The organism is Methanosarcina spelaei, from assembly GCF_002287235.1.
GTDB classification, from domain to species: domain Archaea; phylum Halobacteriota; class Methanosarcinia; order Methanosarcinales; family Methanosarcinaceae; genus Methanosarcina; species Methanosarcina spelaei.
In genome coordinates this window covers 1-4126 of record NZ_LMVP01000159.1, presented here as the reverse complement: position 1 = coordinate 4126, position 4126 = coordinate 1, and the positions used below count along the sequence as shown (strand labels likewise).

The 4126-nt window shown below is 42.0% G+C and carries 1 protein-coding gene; it reads left to right on the top strand.

The window, feature by feature from the left end; genetic code table 11:
* Nucleotides 1-203: 203 nt before the first annotated feature.
* The coding region (locus ASJ81_RS09500; protein ID WP_095644263.1) for a DUF7286 family protein at nt 204-4126 on the top strand (3923 nt) is incomplete at its 3' end.

The window sequence follows — 4126 nt, the reverse complement described above, 5'->3', positions numbered from 1 at the left end:
CTTATTTTTACCTTTTTTTCATATTTTTAATTTATTTTTGCAGATGTTTTCATTTTTAGCTACATTCAATTTTTTATTCTTGATAATAATTTGTTTTCCGTTTAGAAGTAAAGTATTTATTGAGTAAGAACTTTATTACTTTTTTAAAGTAGTTGGTTTGTCAGTCAATTTACTTTTACATTCCTGTTTTGGGGATAGAATTCATGGTTCGGAAGTTTTCTGATGATTTCTCGTCTTTCATTGAAGATAACTGTGCCTATATACCCTATGCCGTGATAGGAATTTTCATTTTGCTTGCTGCAACTTGTACTTCGGTCCACTTTTTGAAAATAGATAGTAAAGTCGCTGAAACCATTTATACGACCAAGAAAAGTAATCCCAGTCAGAGTGCCATCAACCTTGCCTCGTTAGACCTTGCTCGCTGCCTCAATTATGCAGGAATGGAAGCTCTTGAATGGCAAGGAGAACACCCAGTAATCCTGCCTGAAGGCAATGCCGTTAGTAGATCTTCTGAAGACGATTTTATGATAATTCCAAAAAATCAGAACCTCGAAAGAGAGGAAACGCTTCAGGTTTCCATAAACCTGCCTTCCGATATATGGGGTAAAATCGAAGCCTTCTGGAAAAACAGGGACATTTTGCTGATTGTCAATGACTCTTCAGGCCACGAAATCAAGAATATAAACTACGGACAGGCAACCGGTTTTTTTCAGAAAGTTTCACTTGAGGAAGACGTGAAAATTCCGGATTCTGCAGCCTCGGGATATGCTTCAATTGAACTTTATTACGGAGATGAACTCAAAGCTTCTGACTGGTTCGTGATTGAAGCAAGCCCGGTAAAAGATATAACAGCAAACGCATTTAACACGCTGCTTTCTACAAACTACCAGGGAAACAGCCACACTTTCAGGGAATATGCAATTAATGTGGAGCCTGATATAAAACCCGAACAGATAGAAATAAGAAAAGTAACCGGAACTCTGCAAAGAGAAATCTCACCTGCTTACAAGAATTACACTGTTTATTATGTTTTTGAAATTCCTGTCCTGAATTATACTCTTGTTAATCTTGAAACAGGAGAAAGTTTCAATAGCAGTATGAAGCTTTCGACACTGATCACCTCACGGGAACCGCTTCTCGAAGAACTTGTCAGGGAGTACGAAACCGAGCTTGGAAATACTTCAAGTCTTGACTCGACATCGAACCTTGTGCTAGGAGCAACGAACCTGAGGACTTTCATCTACGGTCCCTGGCAGCATTATGCTAACGGCCCTCTCAATATCCTGACCAACCCGGCCCTTTCAAGCTCGGTTAACGGAGCTACACTTTATACTCAGAAAAGAATTTTCGATTCGGTTGATCCTCTTGCCCTGACCTACACAAGCTACTATAACGGAAAAGTCCTTTACGAAGACATTTTCACCTCCAGAAGCGAGAAAGCAGGTTTAAGCTTCAACTCCAGTCTGAACTCTACCGGTATTAATAATTCTACCAGTTTTAACACCTCAGTTTCAGTTTACGAAACGGATAAAGGCATAAATCTTACAACAACTTACGATTCACTTGCCCGGAATAAATCCTTCTCTCTGGATGTTGAGAAAAGCATAGATGAATCCCTTAAAGCGACAAACACTTCTTTTGAAGATCTCTCAGAAGGTTCGAAAATCGAACTTTCAGCCTCCGATTATACAGACGGGGTTCTTGATGGCTGGGTTTTCAACGACCATGTGTGGACAGAGGAAAATCCTGACCTTATCCATTCGATTACGGACAGCGTTTATACAGCATCAGTCCAGGGACAAATCCTGAGAGACGGCTTTGATTCTCCAGATCCGCTGACCTCTCTGGTCACTGATGATTTTGACCAGGATTCGGTTTCTTTCAGCGAGCAAACCGTCAGCTGGGACTCGACTTATCATGCGTCCGGAACGCACAGGGGATCTCTTATGCCGTCCTACTCCTGGAGCTCTCTAACCCGAAGTTCTTACTTCGAATCATTAAGCCCTTCAATTGACCCTCCTGAAGGGGATGTAACCAGCTGGTCTGTCACATCTGCGTCTGTCAGCCTGATCTCTGTTGATATAACCGATGTGAACGTTGAACCTCATTTTTCCTACATAAGTAACGATACCCTGACGGTCGAAAATAGAAGCGAAGGTTATCTGAATCGAGAAGATCACATTTTTGACTGGAGAATAAGGTACGATATATCCTATAAAATAAGGACAAATTGGAAAATAGACTACACGTACGATTATATCTATAGATGGAAAACCAGGGAGCAGTTACCTGACGGAAATTATACGACTGTGACGCATTCTGATACGTCAAGCGGTTCTGGTTCCCAAACTGTGACCAAAACCAATACCGAATCGTTTTCCCATGCCGAAACCGAAGCCGAAAAGTTGACAATAATCTACCATAAATGCCCTCCGGCAGGCGGCTATTCCGGTCTATTGACCTATTCTGACCCTATCGAACGAGAATACCAAGAAACAACTCTCTATTTGAATAACACAAGCAACGACAGTATAGACAATAGTACAGACAATAACATAGACAACAACAGTACAGACAATAACATAGGCAACACCATAGACAACAGTACAACTAAAACCGAAAGGTTTGATCCATGCTGTTCCGATGCTGCTGATAAATACAGGGATGCATATGTGGACTTAAGGACAATCGAAAGCACTTTCTGGGCCTATCCTGACGGGAAATATCTACCCAAACATGCTGTTAATTGCAATATTCCACCCTGGCTGCACCGGATTATGGCAGAAGAAGTATTGGCAATGCTGGATTCGGTGGAAACTGACAATCCATCCTTCAATTATTCTTTTATTGATTCCCCTGGTCAGAACCCAACAACCCTGCAGGTAGAAACTGCGGAAAAACTCATTTTGGAACTGGAGAAAACTCGTGATATTTACGTAAATAAAAAACAGTACCTCACACCGTCAGGAACAATGTACGCTTCAAGCGATTCGGCCCGTTACATCGCAAAAAATGAAGCGTACAGCAAACTGCTTGAAGACATCGACCGGAAAAACAGTAAACTGGATTCTGACCTTAACTCCTACATCCTCAGAGCCCTTGAGAGAAAAGGCCTTGATACCGGTCTTCTTGACAACGTGACCTCAGGCCCGATGACTCTTTTTAATAATCCTGCAATCAATAGAGCTGCTTCGGTTCTGGGAGAGGACATGGGTATAATTTCCACAATGAATGTAACCGGCCAGCCGGAAAGCAAATACAACTGGACAGAAAACCTGACCCTGATCGTTGATCAGAAACCGAACTACCTCTACCATGATCCTGATTTTGACCTGAGAACGGAATACGAATGGTCGGACACCATGAGCGGAAAAACGATTTACCCCCTGGGTGTCCGGAATACCTGCATTTTCACAACCGGCATTTCCGAAGAAATCGGAGATATTATCGCCTCAAGCAACGAGTACGTAAAAACCGACATGGCACAGCAGATCAGCCAGAGCATTTCCAACCTGGATACGGAAGTCTTCCTGCTTGAACAGAACCTCAGCGAGCAGAATATTTCCCTGAACGCAACTCGTCTTGACACGGAAGTTTACAACCTGAAACACATGTATGCGCAGGAAATGAGGTCTCAGATTCTTGAAAATGTAGTTCAAGAAGTTAGTTCAAACCCTGTTGTTTCCAACTGCATAGATGAAAGTCGAACCAGGGAAGTTACGACAAATTATCTTAACGGGTTTTCTGACAATGAAATTCTCAAAAAATCCACAACGGATGAACTGGCGTTTGAACTTGCTTCTATAATGAAAACTGAAATTCGAAATTCAAATCCACCTGTTGAACCTGATGAACTTGAAGCTATTCTGAATAGAGTGGATACCGACATTAAAATCGGAGTTTCAAATGGGATCTGTGCAGTTACGGTAAACAAAGGTAAAGCGATTGATGCCGGTTTCGGGAGAATCGATAATGAGCTGAAAAATCTGGCAAATGAAACTTCTGACAGGTATTCCGGTGAGATCGGAGACAAAATTTCAAAAAAACTGGATAGGACGATGGCAGCTATTCCATGTGGGCTGCCAATAATGCCACCACACTGGATTTTTACGGTTAATGTGTGGAC